At 61.3% G+C, this 15,254-nt stretch carries 11 protein-coding genes; 6 read left to right on the top strand and 5 right to left on the bottom strand.

Annotated features, from left to right (window positions below; genetic code table 11):
• Positions 1-139: 139 nt before the first annotated feature.
• From U5A08_RS12985 to U5A08_RS12975, 3 genes are read left to right on the top strand one after another with little or no spacing between them, the layout of a single operon-like run.
• A complete protein-coding gene (locus U5A08_RS12985; RefSeq protein WP_321851828.1) occupies positions 140-403 on the top strand; it encodes a hypothetical protein in 264 nt (87 codons plus the stop codon).
• The gene (locus U5A08_RS12980) at positions 390-1,076 is read left to right on the top strand and encodes an NAD synthetase (protein ID WP_321851827.1); all 687 of its coding nucleotides are present in this window, start codon (positions 390-392) and stop codon (positions 1,074-1,076) included. Before U5A08_RS12985 ends, U5A08_RS12980 begins: the two co-directional genes overlap by 14 nt.
• Positions 1,066-1,524: a hypothetical protein gene (locus U5A08_RS12975; RefSeq protein WP_321851826.1), complete on the top strand. Its 459-nt coding sequence runs from the start codon at positions 1,066-1,068 to the stop codon at positions 1,522-1,524. Before U5A08_RS12980 ends, U5A08_RS12975 begins: the two co-directional genes overlap by 11 nt.
• Before the next feature lie 65 nt (positions 1,525-1,589).
• Here U5A08_RS12975 and U5A08_RS12970 read toward each other — a convergent pair whose 3' ends face one another.
• The 5 genes from U5A08_RS12970 to tpx form a co-directional block, all read right to left on the bottom strand.
• Complete coding sequence (locus tag U5A08_RS12970; RefSeq protein ID WP_301294975.1) at positions 1,590-3,059, bottom strand: efflux transporter outer membrane subunit; 1,470 nt, start codon at positions 3,057-3,059, stop codon at positions 1,590-1,592.
• Positions 3,056-6,163: an efflux RND transporter permease subunit gene (locus U5A08_RS12965; protein ID WP_321851825.1), complete on the bottom strand. Its 3,108-nt coding sequence runs from the start codon at positions 6,161-6,163 to the stop codon at positions 3,056-3,058. Before U5A08_RS12965 ends, U5A08_RS12970 begins: the two co-directional genes overlap by 4 nt.
• Entirely contained in the window at positions 6,160-9,261 is a 3,102-nt protein-coding gene (locus tag U5A08_RS12960; protein WP_321851824.1) for an MdtB/MuxB family multidrug efflux RND transporter permease subunit, read from the bottom strand. The genes U5A08_RS12965 and U5A08_RS12960 overlap by 4 nt, the downstream gene beginning before the upstream one ends.
• Positions 9,258-10,556: an MdtA/MuxA family multidrug efflux RND transporter periplasmic adaptor subunit gene (locus U5A08_RS12955; RefSeq protein WP_321851823.1), complete on the bottom strand. Its 1,299-nt coding sequence runs from the start codon at positions 10,554-10,556 to the stop codon at positions 9,258-9,260. Before U5A08_RS12955 ends, U5A08_RS12960 begins: the two co-directional genes overlap by 4 nt.
• Before the next feature lie 232 nt (positions 10,557-10,788).
• Positions 10,789-11,289, bottom strand: a complete 501-nt coding sequence (tpx, locus tag U5A08_RS12950; protein ID WP_321851821.1) for a thiol peroxidase — start codon at positions 11,287-11,289, stop codon at positions 10,789-10,791.
• 170 nt (positions 11,290-11,459) lie between these two features.
• On the opposite strand from tpx, the gene U5A08_RS12945 reads away from it, so the two are divergent.
• The 3 genes from U5A08_RS12945 (at position 11,460) to U5A08_RS12935 (ending at position 15,228) form a co-directional block, all read left to right on the top strand.
• The gene (locus tag U5A08_RS12945; RefSeq protein WP_321851820.1) at positions 11,460-12,749 is read left to right on the top strand and encodes a glycosyltransferase; all 1,290 of its coding nucleotides are present in this window, start codon (positions 11,460-11,462) and stop codon (positions 12,747-12,749) included.
• 72 nt (positions 12,750-12,821) lie between these two features.
• The gene (locus U5A08_RS12940; protein WP_253395362.1) at positions 12,822-13,727 is read left to right on the top strand and encodes an AraC family transcriptional regulator; all 906 of its coding nucleotides are present in this window, start codon (positions 12,822-12,824) and stop codon (positions 13,725-13,727) included.
• A gap of 178 nt (positions 13,728-13,905) precedes the next feature.
• Complete coding sequence (locus U5A08_RS12935) at positions 13,906-15,228, top strand: ABC transporter substrate-binding protein (RefSeq protein ID WP_253395360.1); 1,323 nt, start codon at positions 13,906-13,908, stop codon at positions 15,226-15,228.
• Positions 15,229-15,254: the final 26 nt, after the last annotated feature.

Here is a 15,254-nt window from a genome sequence, read left to right as displayed (position 1 = left end):
ATTTTGACGCGAATCTACCGACTCAGAGCCACCCGATAACTTGCAGGTATGGTCCTACAAAATATAGCGAACGGCCCGACATAAAAACCGGGAACTAATCCCCAAGCTCTTTCACCTCTATCGACCCACAGGTGAAAGGATGCCAAGCGATTTCCTGCGTAGCGGTGTGCCGGATGCGCACACCACCACCCGTCAACGACTGACGAGTCTATTGGACCTGCCCAAACTCTATCGAACCATCGACGCCGATCCCGCCATCGTTGGAGCCGGGGTGGTGCATATCGGCAGTGATTATCGGGTGACGGTGTTACGCGAGTTCATGCCGCTGTGCAGCATCAAGCCCAAGCGCGTGATTTTGCGGGAGGTGGCGGGAGGTGGCGGGACCGTTGGTGACTGCCGATGAATATGCGCAGTTGGCGGCAAGTTCGCCGCGAGAATCACAGCTATGGAAGGAGGCAGCAGGGATGGTGCTTTCCTGTGGAGGGGCTGTGATTGGCTATATCGTTGCAAAAACAGGCATTGCAGCGGCGCCTTTTACTGCCGGCCTCAGTCTCGCTGTGACCTACATTGCTTACACGGCTGCAGCTGCAAGCGCATTGCAGTGCGGCAATGGGCTATGGAGAACCGCCACAGAAATAACTAATCCCGCCCAGAACGACTATTACGACAGTCTAGCCTGGTATCAAGCCATGACCGTTGCTTTGGATGGTATTTCACTAATAGGAGCAGGGGCCACGACCTTCGCTACAGTCAAAACAGTGATGGCCATCAAAAGCTCGACGGGCCGCAACTTGACAGACATCTTGAGACGCATGAGCCGCCAAGAGCGTGCAAAACTGACCAATGAAGTTCTGCGGCTGCAAAACCCTCGCCATCCTCGCGAGATAATTCGTTTAAAGCAGCTTGCCGGGAAATTGCCTAAACGCTACAGCAATGCACAATTGCGTTTGGGTATCCTCACTCAGATCAGTGATCACGTTGGAGCCACTTTAGGTATTGGAGGCAGCACGCTTAGTGGAAACATCAACCATGTACTCATCGCGCTGTATGAAGAGTTCAACGATCATGACTTATAGCATTGACCCCTTCCGGGAATATCGAATTTGGCGCCGGTACGCGTATCGATTCCTGCCGTCCTTTGGCGGTGGTCTGCTGCTTGGCCTGAACAACATCACGACCAATATGGCGCTTAGCCTGCCTTATTACGCAGAGATCTTTCAAATGCCAACCGAATTGGCTTTCGGTATCGGCATGGCACTTTGTGTGATTTTTAACGTAGGGCAAATAATGTTATGTGAGGGATTTCGTTATGCGCCACGAATACTCGTACCCATAGCGATCGTAAACACCCTGCTCGCAATAGGTTATTTGAGCAGCCACCCGCTGACGCTGATCAGCGTGTTCCCTCTGTTTACAGCCCTACTCTACATCTTGGTCCTCAACTCAAAAAACCACCGCCGCTACACCAGCATGTTGCGCGTCAAACGTCGGCGCAAAATCAGAGCCAATGCGGCATTTCCGTAGCCAACCGCAGGAGAGTGGTTGAGCAGGCAACCCAACTACTTTCGGTCGCGTATGGCCTAGCAGGATCAATCCTTCTCGGCAATCGGCGTCTGCCCATCCCAACCGCCACCCAACGCGGCGATCAGTTGCACACTGGCCACCAATCGCGTCTGCAGCAAGGTCAGCACGGTGCGTTCGTTACTCAGCGCCGTCGCCTGCACGGTGACCACATCCAGATAAGCGATCAGCCCCGCCTTGTACTGATTCTGGGTCAAGCGCAGCGACTCGCGCGCGGCCTCCAGCGCTTCGTTGCTGACCACGGCTTCGTCTTCCAGCACCTTGAGCTGGACCATGTAGTTTTCCACTTCGCGGAAACCGTCCAGTACGGTCTGGCGGTACTTGGCCACGGTTTCATCGTAACTGGCGACGGTGCGGTCGACTTCCGCCGAGCGCTGGCCACCGTCGAACAGGGTCGTCGCCAGTTTCGGCCCGACCGACCAGAAGCGGTTCGGCAGGCTGATCCAGTCGGCGTAGGTGCTGCTGGAATAACCACCGGCCAGGCTCAGGCTCAGGTCCGGGTAATAGGCGGCCTTGGCCACGCCGATATCGGCGTTGGCGGCGATCACCGAGCGCTCGGCGGAGGCGATGTCGGGGCGGCGTTCGAGCAATTGCGACGGTAGGCTCACCGGGATCTGCGGCAAGGCCGGGATGTCCTTGCTGACGGCCAGGTTGAAGTTGGCTGGCGCCTCGCCGATTAACACGGCGATGGCGTTTTCCAGTTGGGCACGCTGCCAGATCAGGTCGATCAGGCTGGCCTGGGTGGACTTGAGCTGGGTTTGCGCCTGGGCCACGGCGTCCTTGCCGGAGACCCCGGCGCGGTATTGGTTTTCGGTCATCTGCAGGGAGCGCTGGTAGGTGTCCAGCGTGGCTTGCAGCAGACGGGTCTGCTCATCCATGACGCGCAGTTGCAGGTAGCTTTGCACCAACTCCGACTGCTGGCTCAAGCGCATCGCGGCCAGGTCCGCCGAGCTGGCTTCGGCGCTGGCTTCTTTGGCTTCCAGGCCCCGGCGCAACTTGCCCCAGACATCGGCTTCCCAGCTCACGCCCAACTGCGCGTTGAGGGTGTCGCGGATGCCGCTGCTGGAACTGCTGAGGCTGGCGTTGCTGCTGCCGGTGCCCTGGCTGGCGCGGGTTTTCCCGACACTCAGGTCCACCGTCGGGTAAAACGCCCCACGGGAGCTGCTCACCAGCGCCTGGGCCTGACGGAAGCGCGCTTCGGCCTGGGCCACGGTCTGGTTGGCGTTGTTCAGGCGCAGCACCAGGTCATTGAGCTGACGGTCGCCGTACAGTTCCCACCAGGCGCCACGGGCCAGTGCGTCGCTCGGCGTGGCCTGGCGCCAGCCCTCGGCTTGTTTGAACTGCGCAGGCTCGATGACGGCCGGACGTGTGTAGTCGGGGCCGACGGCGCAAGCGCTGAGCAACACCCCGCAGAGCAGCAGGCTGGCGACGCGGGAACCACGGGTCATGGCCAATGTGGCAAAGGTCGAATCGGTCATAGCGCAGAGTCCAGGGCAGCATCGGTACGCACGCCGCGCCAAGCGTTGAAACGATGGCGCGCGCGGTCGAGATAAAGGTAAACCACCGGAGTGGTGTAAAGGGTCAGGATCTGGCTGAAGACCAGCCCGCCGATGATGGTCAGGCCCAGGGGCTGGCGCATTTCCGCGCCTTCGGCCCTGCCGAGCAACAACGGCAAGGCGCCGAGAATCGCCGCCAGCGTGGTCATCAGGATCGGCCGCAACCGCAACAGGCAGGCGCTGCGAATCGATTCCAGCGGGCTCAGGCCGTCATGGCGCTCCAGTTGCAGCGCCAGGTCGATCATCAGGATCGCGTTTTTCTTCACCACCCCGATCAACAGGAACAAACCGAGCAAGGAGATCAGGCTGAACTCGCCGCCCAGCAGGTAGATGGAGAGCAAGGCCCCGACGCCAGCCGACGGCAAGGTCGAGAGGATCGTCAGCGGGTGGATGTAACTTTCATACAGAATGCCCAGCACCAGGTACACCGCCACCAGCGCGCCGAGGATCATGAACGGCTGGCCCTTCTGGGTCGCCGCAAAGGCATCGGCGGTGCCGGCCATCTTGGCGATGACGTCCTCCGGCAAGCCCACCTTGGCAATCGCCCGCTCGATGGCCGCAGTGCCCTGCTCCACCGTCACGCCGGGGGCTATGTCGAAGGCGATGTTTTCCGAGGCGAACTGGCCTTCGTGACTGACCCGGTCGTCCGCCAGGCTGTTCTCATAATGGGCAATGGTCGACAACGGCACCCGCGCGCCCGTGGAGGTGATCACCTGCATCTGGTTCAGGGTGATCGGGTCCTGGGCGTATTTCGGGTTGACCTCCATCACCACCTGATACTGGTTGAGGCTGTCATAGATCGTGGAGATCTGCCGCTGGCTGTAGGCGTTGTTCAGCACCGCGGTGACCATGTTCATGTCGATACCCAGGCGCTTGGCCTGGTCGCGGTCGACGACCAGCGTCACCTGGGCCGCACCCCGGCCTTCGCGGGCGTCGATGGCGGTGAGTTCGGGTAACGCACGCAGTGCGGCCACGACCTTCGGGTACCACAGGCGCAGCGCAGACAGATCACCGCTTTGCAGGATGTAGGAATACTGCGCACTGGTCTGGTCACGGCCACCACCAAATTGCAGGTCCTGGTCAGCCATCAGGAACAGCCGCCCGCCCGGCACCAGTGGCACGCTCTTGCGCAGGCGCTCGATCACCGCCTGGGCGGAGACCTTGCGTTCGCTGATGGGTTTGAGTCGAACCAGCATCACCGCGTTGTTGGTGCCGCTGTTGCCGCCGATGAAACCGGCCACGCTGAGCACCGCCGGGTCTTGCAACACGGCCTTGCGGAAAATTTCCATCTTCGGCTGCATCACGCTGAACGACAGCCCGTCGTCGCCGCGCACAAAGCCGATCAATTGCCCGGTGTCCTGCTGGGGCATGAAGGTTTTCGGCACCACCACATACAACGCGATATTCACCCCCACCGTGATCAGCAGGCTGAGCAAGGTCAGGCGCCGATGGCGCAGCACCCAGTCCAGGCTGGTGGCGTAGGCCGAGACCATGCGGTCGTTGACCTTCTGACTCCAACGCTGCAAACCGGTCAGTTGCCCTTTGATATGAGGCTTGAGCCAACGCGCGCAGAGCATCGGCGTGAGGGTCAGCGAGACCACCAGCGACACGATGATCGCCGCCGACAAGGTGATGGAAAACTCACGGAACAGGCTGGTGACGATCCCGCCCATGAACAGGATGGACAGGAACACCGCCACCAGCGACACGTTCATCGACAGCAAGGTAAAGCCGACTTCCTGGGCGCCCAGGTACGCCGCCTTCATCGGCGGCACGCCCTCGTCGATATGCCGGGAAATGTTCTCCAGCACCACGATGGCATCGTCCACCACCAGGCCGGTGGCGAGGATCAGCGCCATCAGCGAGAAGTTGTTCAGCGAGAAACCGAACAGGTACATCACCGCGAAGGTGCCCACCAGCGAGACCGGCACCGCCAGGGTTGGAATCAGCGAAGCGCGGAAGTTACCGAGGAACAGGTAGACCACCAGGATCACCAGCCCAACGGCAATCAACAAGGTCATTTCGGCCTCGTGCAAGGTGGCGGTGATCACCGGCGAGCGATCCATCGCCAGGCTCAGCTTGACGCTGGACGGCAGCACCGCCTGCAATGCCGGCAACTGCGCCTTGATCTGCCGGACGGTCTCGATGATGTTGGCACCGGACTGGCGGTTGATCACCAGCAGCACCGCCGAATCGTTGTTGAAGAAGCCGCTGTTGTAGCGGTCTTCCACACCGTCGCTGATCTTGGCCACATCGCCCAGGCGCAGGGCCGCACCGTTCTGGTAGCGGATCAGCAGCGGCTCATAGTCCTTGGCTTTTTCCAGCTGGTCGTTGGCCTGGATCTGCCAGTTGCGCTCGGCGTCTTCCAGCGAGCCCTTGGGCCGACGCTGGTTGGCGTTGGCGATGGTGTTGCGCACATCGTCGAGGGCCACGCCGTACTGGTCGAGCGCCTTGGGTTCGAGTTCGATGCGCACCGCCGGCAGCGAACTGCCGCCGATCTGTACTTCACCCACGCCCGGCACCTGGGACAGGCTTTGCGAAAGGATGGTCGAGGCCAGGTCGTACAGCTGGCCCTTCTGCAACACGTCCGAGGTCAGCGACAGCACCATGATCGGCGCCTGGGACGGGTTGATCTTCTTGTAGGTCGGCATACTGCGCATGCCGCTGGGCAACAGGTTGCGCGAAGCGTTGATTGCCGCCTGCACTTCCCGCGCCGCGCCGTTGATATCACGGTCGGAATCGAACGCCAGGATCACCCGGGTCGAACCCTGGCTCGACGAACTGCTCATGGTGGTAATGCCGGCAATCGCGCCGAATGAGCGCTCCAGCGGCGTGGCCACAGTAGACGCCATCACCTCCGGGCTGGCGCCGGGCAGGCTGGCCGACACCACGATCACCGGGAAGTCGATCTGCGGCAGCGGCGACACCGGCAGCAGATTGAAGCTGACCCCGCCCAGCAGCATGATCGCCAGGCTCAGCAGCATGGTCGCGACCGGGCGGCGAATGAAAGGTCCGGACAGGTTCATGACTCAACCGGCTCCAGGCGTTGCGGCTCTTTGCGCCAGCGCCGACCCAGGCGATCGAAGTACAGGTAGATCACCGGCGTGGTGAACAGGGTCAATACCTGGCTCACCAGCAAACCGCCGACCATCACCAGGCCCAGGGGTTGACGCAGCTCCGCACCGGAACCGGTGGCCAGCATCAACGGCACCGCGCCGAACAGCGCGGCCAGGGTGGTCATCAGGATCGGCCGGAAGCGCAACAGCGCCGCCTGGTAGATCGCGGTCTGCGGGTCGAGGCCCTGGTTGCGTTCGGCGTCGAGGGCGAAGTCGATCATCATGATCGCGTTCTTCTTGACGATACCGATCAGCAAAATGATGCCGATGATCGCGATCATGCCCAGGTCATTGCCACTGAGCAGCAACGCCAGCAACGCCCCTACCGCCGCCGAAGGCAGGGTCGAAAGGATGGTGACCGGGTGGATGTAGCTCTCGTAGAGCACGCCGAGCACGATGTACATGGTGACCACCGCCGCCAGGATCAGCAGCAAGGTGCTCGACAGCGAGGCTTCGAACGCCTGGGCTGCACCCTGGAACTGGGTCTGCACGCCCACCGGCATGCCGATGTCTTTCTGGGTCTGGTTGATCAACTCCACGCCTTTGCCCAACGCGACACCGGGGGCCAGGTTGAACGACATCATCACCGCCGGGAACTGGCCGATATGCGCAATCGCCAACTGCGCCTGGCGCTGTTCCACGCGGGCCAGGCTCGACAGGCGCACCTGGCCGCCGTCGGTGGTCTTGACGTGGATCTGGTTCAGCGCATCCGGCCCCAGGGTCTCGCCCGACTGGGCCTGCAACACCACGCGGTATTGGCTGGCCTGGGTGTAGATGGTGGAAATCTGCCGCTGACCGAAGGCGTCGTACAACGCATCGGTGATAGTCGACACGTTGACGCCCAGGCGCGAGGCGGCATCGCGGTCGATCACCAGGTACACCTGCAGGCCTTTGTCCTGCAGGTCGCTGGCGACGTCGGTGAGTTCCGGCAACTGGCTCAAGGCATGCACCAGCTTTTCGCTCCACAGCGCCAGCAACTCGGCGTCGGGTGACGACATGCTGAACTGGTACTGGGTGCGGCTGACGCGGTCTTCGATGGTCAGGTCCTGCACCGGCTGCATGTACAGGCGAATGCCCACCAGCTTGTCGATTTCCGGCTGCAGGCGGGTGATCACCTGGGCCGCGCTCAAATCCCGCTGCCCATGGGCCTTGAGGTTGATCAGCAAGCGACCGCTGTTGAGGGTGGCGTTATCGCCATCCACACCGATGTAGGACGACAGGCTTTCCACCGCCGGGTCGGCCAGGATGATCTTCGCCAGTTCCTGCTGACGCTGGCTCATTGCAGCGAAGGAAATCGACTGCGGCGCCTCGGAAATGCCCTGGATCACCCCGGTGTCCTGCACCGGGAAAAACCCCTTGGGCACCACCAGGTACAGCACCACGGTGAGGCCCAGGGTAGCGATGGCCACCAGCAAGGTCAGCGGCTGGTGCTTGAGCACCCACTGCAACTTGCGCCCGTAGGCCGCGATCAACCAATCGATCCAGGCCCCGCTGGCCTTGTAGAAACGGCTCTGTTCTGCTTCCTCGGGCTCACGCTTGAGCAGGCGCGCGCACATCATCGGCGTCAGGGTCAGGGACACCACCAGGGAAATCAGGATCGCCACCGCCAGGGTGATGGCGAACTCGCGGAACAGGCGCCCGACCACATCGCCCATGAACAGCAACGGAATCAATACGGCGATCAGCGACAGGGTCAGGGAAATCAGGGTGAAACCGATCTGTTTGGCGCCCTTGAGCGCAGCGGCCAGCGGGGTTTCACCTTCCTCGATATAGCGCGAGATGTTCTCCAGCATCACGATGGCATCGTCCACCACGAACCCGGTGGCGATGGTCAGGGCCATCAGCGTCAGGTTGTTGATGGAGAAACCCGCCAGGTACATCACGCCAAAGGTGCCCACCAGCGACAACGGCACGGCGATGGACGGGATGAGGGTGGCGCTGACGCGGCGCAGGAACAGGAAAGTCACCATCACCACCAGGGCAATGGCGATCAGCAATTCGTGCTGCACATCGGTGACCGAAGCGCGGATGGTCTGGGTACGGTCGGTCAGCACCGTCACATCCAGGCCCGCCGGCAGGTTATCGGTGATGCTCGGTAGCAGCGCCTTGATGCGGTCGACCACCTCGATCACGTTGGCACCGGGCTGGCGCTGGATATTCAGCAGCACGGCCTGGTTTTCATTGGCCCAGGCGGCGAGGCGTTCGTTTTCGGCGCCGTCGACGATCTGCGCGACGTCCTTCAGACGCAGCGGTGCGCCATTTTTGTAGGCCAGGATCAGTTCGGCATACTGCTGCGGCGACACCAGTTGGTCGTTGGCGTCGAGCATCGACACGCGGGTCGGGCCGTCGAAGTTGCCCTTGGGCTGGTTGACGTTGGACGCGGCGATCAGCGTGCGCACGTCCGACAGGTTCAAGCCGTTGGCCGCCAGGGCCTCAGGGTTGACCTTGATGCGCACGGCCTGGCGCTGGCCACCGGCGATGCTGACCATGCCGACGCCGCTGATCTGCGCGATCTTTTGCGCCATGCGCGTATCGACCAAATCATTGAGCTTGGGCAGCAGCATGGTCTTGGAGGTAATCGCCAGGGTCAGCACCGGCGTATCTGCCGGGTTGACCTTGTTGTACACCGGCGGCGCCGGCAAGTCCTTGGGCAGCAGGTTGGTCGCGGCGTTGATCGCGGCCTGCACCTGTTGCTCGGCGACATCCATATTGATGTCGAGGTTGAAGCGCAGGGTCAGCACCGACGCACCGCCGGAGCTGGTCGAGGCCATCTGGGTCAAGCCAGGCATCTGCCCGAACTGGCGCTCCAGGGGCGCGGTGACGGCGCTGGTCATCACATCCGGGCTGGCGCCGGGGTACAGGGTCATCACGCGGATGGTCGGGTAATCCACCTGGGGCAAGGCCGAGACCGGTAACAAGCGGTAGGAGATGATCCCTGCCAGGACAATCGCCAGCATGCTCAGCGTGGTGGCGACCGGGCGAAGGATAAACAGCCGCGACAGGTTCATGAACCGACCTTTTGCGCCTTGCCGGCGTCAGCGCCGGTCTCCCCTTTTGCGGCGGGCTTGCCTTGCAGGTGCTCGGTCGGGGTGGTCGGGACTTGACTGCTGTCGTTGACCACTTCGATTTCGCTGCCGTCTTTCAGGCGGTCGGTGCCTTCCAGCACCACGCGGTCGCCGGCGACCAGGCCTTGCTTGATCACCGTGTTGTCGCCGTCGGTATCGCCGACCACCAGGGGCTGCACCTTGACCTTCTTGTCGCCATCGAGCTTGTAGACAAACGTACCGGCGTTGCCGAACTGGATAGCGGCAGACGGTGCCAGCACCACGTTATGCAGGGTGTCGGCGAGCAAATGCACGTTGACGAACTGATTGGGGAACAGCGCCTGGTCCTTGTTATCGAAGCGTGCCTTGAATTTCAGGGTGCCGGTGGTGACGTCGATCTGGTTGTCCAGGCTCTGCAGCACGCCGGTGGCTTGACGCTTGGCGTCGCTGCGGTCCCAGGCTTCCACGGGCAGTTTGTTGCCGGCGTGGTAACGGGCGAGCACGGTTTCCAGGGTGCTCTCCGGCAGGGTGAAGGCCACGCTGATCGGTTGGGTCTGGGTGATCACCGCCAGCGCGGTGGTGTCGTTGGCGGCCACCAGGTTACCGACGTCGAGCTGACGCAGGCCGACGCGCCCGGCGATCGGCGCGCGGATCTTGGTGAATTCGAGGTTGAGCTTGGCGTCGTCCACTGCGCCCTGGTTGGTCTTGACCGTGCCCTGGTATTGCAGGACCAGCGCTTCGGCGGTGTCCAGGGTTTGCTTGGCGATACTGTCCTGGGCATACAAGCCGCGATAACGCTCGACGTCGACCTGGGCGTTTTTCAACTGGGCCTGGTTCTGCATCAGCGTGCCCTGGGCCTGGAGCAAGGCATTCTGGTAGCTGCGCGGGTCGATTTCCGCCAGCAGGTCGCCGGCCTTGACCATCTGCCCTTCTTCAAAGGCGATTTTCACCAACTCGCCGCCCACCCGGCTGCGCACATTGATGGTGTTGAGCGCGGTGACCGTGCCCAACGCCTTGTAGTACACCGGGAATTCCCCCAACACCGCCGGCGCCACACGCACCGGCACCGGGCCGGTGGAGCCGCCGAAGCCCGGGCGCGCCATGCCCGTTTTACCGGTACGGCCGGCTGGCGCTTCTGGATGGATAGCGCCGGTGGGCCAGAATTTCCAGCACAGGCCGGCGATAACCAGCAGCACGAGCAGGCCGAACAGCCAGCGACGGGAGTTGCGGGGGGAGGATTGCATGGAGTGATCAACCATTGGGCGCGAGAGCTTCTTCTTTGGGAGGCTGAAAGATAAGCACTGGGGCGCGTTAAGAAAAGCGCCTTTACCGGCTATTTACCTTGGGCTTACAACTTTTAACTGTTGAGCTTAGTCCACCGGCTATTTCGCTAAACATCTGACCAGCAAATAAAAACGGCCTGGACTAGGCCAGGCCGCAATTATGTACCGCGCAGTGTTACTGCATAACGACAGTAATGCGCAGAAACAGTTACTTCAAAACAGCCAGGGCTGCTTCGTAGTTTGGCTCTTGGCCGATTTCAGGGACCAGTTCGCTGTGCAGTACGTTGTCGTTTTCATCCAACACGACGACGGCACGGGCGGTCAGAGCCCGGAGTGGGCCGTCGGCAATCGAAACGCCGTAGTCAACGGCGAAATCAGCGTTGCGGAAGTCCGACAGGTTCTGCACGTTGTCCAGGCCTTCGGTGCCGCAAAAACGCTTCTGGGCAAACGGCAGGTCAGAGGAGATGCACAGTACAACCGTGTTGCTCACATTGTTGGCCTGGGCGTTGAACGTGCGCACCGACGTGGCGCAGGTCGGGGTGTCGACGCTTGGGAAGATGTTCAGCACTTTGCGCTTGCCGGCGAAGGTGGCCAGGGTCACGTCCGACAGATCGCCGGCGGTCAGGGTGAAGTCTGGCGCTTTGGAGCCGGTTTGCGGCAGTTCGCCTTCAACTTGGACTGGATTACCACGAAGGGTGACTTGAGCCATGAACGGAATCCTTATGCTGGTTTTGATTAAACGAATTCGAGAGGCGGAAGTTAACCACAAAGTGCCGTGACGACCTACCGCCTGACACAAATTGTCATGTCACGCCGGGCACGCGGGCGGTTGTGGTTTAATTGCGCGGTTTTCGTCCCCGCTCAAGGAATCCGTTGTTGATGAATCAGCCCGCCACCAAAGTCCTGGTCATTGGTTATGTCTGGCCGGAACCGCGTTCCTCGGCCGCAGGCGGGCATATGATGCAGATTCTCGAAACTTTTCTGACACAAGGTTGGGATATTACCTTCAGCAGCCCGGCGACCATTGGCGAACACAAAGCCGACCTACCGGCACTGGGAATCGCCGAATGCGCCATCGAACTCAATAACAGCAGTTTCGATGACTTTATCCGCGAACTGGCCCCGGACATCGTGCTGTTCGACCGTTTCATGATGGAAGAACAGTTCGGCTGGCGCGTCGAAAAGCACTGCCCCGCGGCCCTGCGGGTGCTGGAAACCTCCGACCTGCAAAGCCTGCGCGACGCGCGCCAACAGCGGTTCAAGGACCACCTCAAGGCCCAGCCGGACAACGACGACTTCAGCGCCTTGTTTGCACCGGGCCTGGAAGACGAGTTCCAGCGCATGGCCGACACCGACCTGGCCAAGCGCGAGATCGCAGCCATCTATCGCTGCGACATCAGCCTGATGATCTCCGACATGGAAATCCGCCTGCTCACCGAGCAGTTCAAGGTGCCCGCCGCCCTGCTCCACTGGTGCCCATTGATGCTGGAACCGCCGACCGAGGCGTTCGCACCGTTTGACGAGCGCGCGCACTTCCTCAGCATCGGCAACTTCCGCCACGCGCCCAACTGGGATGCGGTGCTGTGGATGAAGAACAGTGTCTGGCCGTTGATCCGCCAGCAACTGCCGGGCGCCCAATTGCATGTCTACGGCGCCTACACCCCGCCCAAGGCCACCGCGCTGCACAACCCGGCCCAGGGCTTTCATGTAATGAACTGGGCCGAAGATGCGCTGCAAGTGATGACGGCTGCGCGCATCTGCCTGGCGCCGCTGCGCTTTGGCGCCGGGATCAAGGGCAAGCTGGCGGATGCCATGCTCTGCGGCACGCCGAATATCACCACACCGGTCGGCGCCGAAGCCATGGGCGACGAGCAGCCATGGCCTGGCCTGATCGAACAAAGCGCCGCCACCCTCGCCGCCGCTGCGGTGGCGCTGTACCAGGACCGCGAGCGCTGGACCCAGGCCCAGGAGCACGGCCGGCAATTGCTGGCCCGCCGCTATGACCTGCACCGCCACGGCCCCGCACTGGTAGAGTGCCTGGAACACTGTCGCAGCCGCCTCGACGCGCATCGCCGGGACAATTTCACCGGCAGCATGCTGCGTCACCACGCCCACAAAAGTACCCAGTACATGTCCCAGTGGATCGAGGCAAAAAACCGTAACCTTTAAACGCTTGACGCTGGCCGGGTCGCACGCAACGGGGCATTATTCAAATCGCAACCACAATAAAGCGACGGCAGCATGACCCGAGCAACGCGAATCACCGACCCTTCCTACGAGCTGATGGACGATCACAACGGTCTGTCTATCATCTATCGCCAGCACGGTTTCCCTTGCCCCCTGGTGCGCTGGCATTTCCATAAGGAGTACGAGCTGCACCTGATCGTCGCCAGTTCCGGCAAGGTGTTCATCGGCGACTACATCGGCAACTTCTACCCGGAAAGCCTGTTCCTCACCGGCCCCAACCTGCCTCACAACTGGATCAGCCAGGTCGAGGAAGACGAAGTGGTGCCCAAGCGCGACATGCTGGTGAACTTCACCGATGAGCTGCTGGAGAACGGCAGTCACATTTTTGCCGAACTCAAGACCCTGGCACCGCTACTGGAACGAGCGCAATCCGGCATCGAGTTTCGCTGCAAAAAGACCATCGCCCAGGCCATGACCCTCATGCAACGCATCGAGGACGCTCAGGGCATGGCGCGCCTGGGGCACTTCTTTATCCTGTTGGAAGTGTTGAGCGCGTGTGAGGACTACCAACTGCTCTCCGGCGTGACCACGCCGCAACTGGCCGACGAACACAGCATCGACCGCACCAACCGGGCGGTGGACTACATCTTTGCGCATTACGCGCGGGAGTTGTCACTGGAGGAAGTGGCCGACTACCTGGGGATGAAACCGACGTATTTCTCGCGGGTGTTCAAGCAGGCCACCGGGCGCACGTTTATCGAGTTCGTCAATCGCCTGCGCATCAGCAAGTCCTGCGAACTGCTGGCCGATGGCGACAAGGCCGTCACCGATGTGTGCTTCGAGTCGGGGTTCAACAATATTTCCAACTTCAATCGGCGCTTCCAGCAGCTTAAAGGCATGACCCCTTCCCACTACCGGCGCCTGGCGGTGCAGCGGCTCACCGAACAGAACCTGGCTTAAGCGTTTCGGCTTTTTGTGGGCGAGTGCAAAAAAGTATCAGTCCCAGTGCGCCCAAGGATTTGTCACACCCCCCATTTGAGGGCTGTAATCAACGCACACTCTTCCTGGCTCAGCGTGGGAAGACACAACAACAATAATTGTCCTTCTGCAGCCCCTGGGCGCAGAAAAGGAGTGCGCGATGAAGTTCACAGCAAAAACACTGCTTGCCTGTTCTTGCATGACGGCCTGCATGACCCTCAGCGCCGTCAGCCTTGGCGCGCAAACCCTGACCATTGCCACCGTCAACAACAGCGACATGATCCGCATGCAAAAGCTCTCGAAGACCTTCGAGGCCGAGCACCCGGACATCAAGTTGAATTGGGTGGTGCTCGAAGAAAACGTCCTGCGCCAACGCCTGACCACCGACATCGCTACCCAGGGCGGGCAGTTCGATGTGTTGACCATCGGCATGTACGAAGCCGCACTGTGGGGCGCCAAGGGCTGGCTGGAACCGATGAAAGACCTGCCGGCATCCTACGACCTCGACGATGTGTTCCCTTCCGTGCGTGACGGTTTGTCCGTCAAGGGTTCGCTGTACGCCCTGCCGTTCTATGCGGAAAGCTCGATCACCTATTACCGCACCGACCTGTTCAAGGACGCCGGGCTGAGCATGCCCGAGCACCCAACCTGGACGCAGATCGGCGAATACGCGGCAAAACTCACCGACAAAACCAAAGAGCAATACGGCCTGTGCCTGCGCGGCAAAGCCGGTTGGGGTGAAAACATGGCGCTGATCACCACCTTGGCCAACGGCTACGGGGCGCGCTGGTTCGACGAGAAATGGCAGCCTGAATTCAATGGCCCTGAATGGAAGGACGCGCTGAACTTCTACGTCGACAATATGAAGAAGTCCGGCCCGCCGGGTGCGTCGAGCAACGGTTTCAACGAAAACCTCGCGCTGTTCAACAGCGGCAAGTGCGCGATCTGGGTCGACGCCAGCGTGGCCGGTTCGTTCGTCACCGACAAGACCCAAAGCAAGGTGGCGGACCATGTCGGTTTCACCTTCGCCCCGCACGAGAAGACCGACAAAGGCACCTCGTGGCTGTACTCCTGGAGCCTGGCGATCCCGACCAGTTCCAAGGCCAAGGACGCTGCCAAGCTGTTCACCAGTTGGGCGACTTCCAAGGAATACGGCGCTTTGGTCGCCAAGACCGACGGCATCGCCAACGTCCCGCCGGGTACGCGCAAGTCGACCTACAGCGACGAATACATGAAGGCCGCGCCGTTCGCCAAGGTCACCCTGGAATCGCTGAAAGTCGCCGATCCGACCAAACCAACGCTCAAACCGGTGCCGTATATCGGTATCCAACTGGTGACCATTCCAGAGTTCCAGGCAATCGGTACCCAGGTCGGCAAGTTCTTCTCGGGTGCGCTGACCGGTCAGCAAACGGTGGATCAAGCCTTGAGCGCCGCGCAGACCACCACCGAGCGTGAAATGAAGCGGGCCGGTTATCCCAAGTAACCCCCGATTCTGTAGGAGCGAGCTTG

Source organism: Pseudomonas paraveronii (assembly GCF_963681955.1).
GTDB lineage: Bacteria > Pseudomonadota > Gammaproteobacteria > Pseudomonadales > Pseudomonadaceae > Aquipseudomonas > Aquipseudomonas paraveronii.
The sequence above is the reverse complement of the archived record's forward strand: the minus strand, read 5'-3'. Positions and strand labels throughout refer to the sequence as shown.

Coding starts and splice junctions, on each gene's coding strand:
- U5A08_RS12985 (WP_321851828.1), top strand. CDS start 140: ATGCCAAGCGATTTCCTGCGTAGCGGTGTGCCGGATGCGCACACCACC.
- U5A08_RS12975 (WP_321851826.1), top strand. CDS start 1,066: ATGACTTATAGCATTGACCCCTTCCGGGAATATCGAATTTGGCGCCGG.
- U5A08_RS12970 (WP_301294975.1), bottom strand. CDS start 3,059: ATGACCGATTCGACCTTTGCCACATTGGCCATGACCCGTGGTTCCCGC.
- U5A08_RS12965 (WP_321851825.1), bottom strand. CDS start 6,163: ATGAACCTGTCCGGACCTTTCATTCGCCGCCCGGTCGCGACCATGCTG.
- U5A08_RS12960 (WP_321851824.1), bottom strand. CDS start 9,261: ATGAACCTGTCGCGGCTGTTTATCCTTCGCCCGGTCGCCACCACGCTG.
- U5A08_RS12955 (WP_321851823.1), bottom strand. CDS start 10,556: ATGGTTGATCACTCCATGCAATCCTCCCCCCGCAACTCCCGTCGCTGG.
- tpx (WP_321851821.1), bottom strand. CDS start 11,289: ATGGCTCAAGTCACCCTTCGTGGTAATCCAGTCCAAGTTGAAGGCGAA.
- U5A08_RS12945 (WP_321851820.1), top strand. CDS start 11,460: ATGAATCAGCCCGCCACCAAAGTCCTGGTCATTGGTTATGTCTGGCCG.
- U5A08_RS12940 (WP_253395362.1), top strand. CDS start 12,822: ATGACCCGAGCAACGCGAATCACCGACCCTTCCTACGAGCTGATGGAC.
- U5A08_RS12935 (WP_253395360.1), top strand. CDS start 13,906: ATGAAGTTCACAGCAAAAACACTGCTTGCCTGTTCTTGCATGACGGCC.